This is a genomic window from Galbitalea soli, from assembly GCF_010686725.1.
In the GTDB taxonomy this organism is placed as follows: domain Bacteria; phylum Actinomycetota; class Actinomycetes; order Actinomycetales; family Microbacteriaceae; genus Galbitalea; species Galbitalea soli.
Genome location: NZ_JAAGWZ010000006.1, coordinates 1 through 1,271 on the forward strand (window position 1 = coordinate 1; position 1,271 = coordinate 1,271).

At 61.9% G+C, this 1,271-nt stretch carries 1 protein-coding gene; it reads right to left on the minus strand.

Annotation, left to right across the window (positions count from 1 at the left end):
- Positions 1-41: 41 nt before the first annotated feature.
- Positions 42-1,199, minus strand: coding sequence for an IS481 family transposase (locus G3T37_RS14530; RefSeq protein WP_163474633.1), 1,158 nt, complete (start codon positions 1,197-1,199; stop codon positions 42-44).
- Positions 1,200-1,271: the final 72 nt, after the last annotated feature.

Sequence of the window (1,271 nt, forward strand, 5' to 3'; positions counted from 1 at the left end):
TGTCCTGTCTCGGGACATAGGAAACCGTTGAACCCCTGGGTTCAGCGGTTTTCTTTGTTTTGGGGTTGGTAGTCCTTGGTGGGGTCGAGGGTGAGTTCGCGGATCAGTTCGCCGGTGGTGGCGTTGATGATGTGGATGTTGAGGTCTTGGATCAGCATCAGGACGGGGGTTCGGGCGTGGGTTCGTCCGATGCCGATGTGGTGGAGTTTTCCGTTGTGGCGGAGGGTTAGTTTTCCGTTGGTGTCGATGTGGTCGCGGCGGATGCGGTTGTGTTCTCGGGTGGTGGATCCGGTGGGGGTTGCTTTGGGGCGGGCGGTGTAGGCGGCGGCTGGGGTTAGGCCGTGGAGTGAGCGGTGGGGGCGCCGGGTGTTGTAGTAGTCGCGGAAGGTGTCGAGCTGCTGTTGGAGTTCGTGGATGGTTGAGGCGGGCGGGTTGCTGGCGAGGGCTTTCTTCAGGGTTTGTTGGAAGCGTTCGACTTTGCCTTGAGTTTGCGGGTGGTTGGGGTGTCCGTTCTTCTGCTCGATGTTCAGGTTTCGCAGTTCGGTTTCGAAGGCGTTGCGTCCTTTGCGGTATCGGGCGGTGAAGACGAGCCCGTTGTCGGTCAGGGTGGAGGCGGGGGTCCCGTGGTTGGTGATGGTGGTGCGGAAGGTGTTGAGCACGGCGGTGACGGTCACGGGGTGGTGGGCGGTGCAGCTGAGGGCGTAGCGGGAGTGGTCGTCGAGCCAGTTGAGGATCTCGATGTCGGTTCCGTCGGCGAGTGACCAGTGGGTGAAGTCTGATTGCCAGGTCTCGTTGGGTTGCTCTGATTGGAAGCGGATGTAGGTGTTCTTGGGTCGCTTCTTGGGGTCGGGGGTGATCAGGTTTGCTCGTTTGAGGGTTCGCCAGATCGTCGTGGTTGAGACGGTGAGGGTGTGGTGTTGGTGCAGGTGCCAGGCGATGGTTTCCGCGCCGGCGTCGGCACCGCGGGCGGTGAGTTCGTGTCGAAGGTGGACGATGAGGGCGGTGGTGGTGTCATCGAGTTGGTTGGGGCTGTGGTGGGGTCGCCGGGAGTGGGGTTCGAACGCGGACTCGCCCTCGAGGCGGTAGCGGTGGATGAGTTTGCTGACCCAGCCTTTGGACACTCCGTAGCTGCGGGCGACCTCGGCCTGGGTGCGGCCCTCGAGGATAACGGCGGTGATAACCAGTCGGGCGATCGTCATCCGTCATCGTGACCGGTGCAGGGTTTCCTATGTCCTGACACACCGGTTTCCTATGTCCTGAACCCAGACACC

Bases quoted from the DNA above. Each gene is read 5' to 3' on its own strand.
- G3T37_RS14530 (WP_163474633.1), bottom strand. From the start codon at position 1,199: ATGACGATCGCCCGACTGGTTATCACCGCCGTTATCCTCGAGGGCCGC.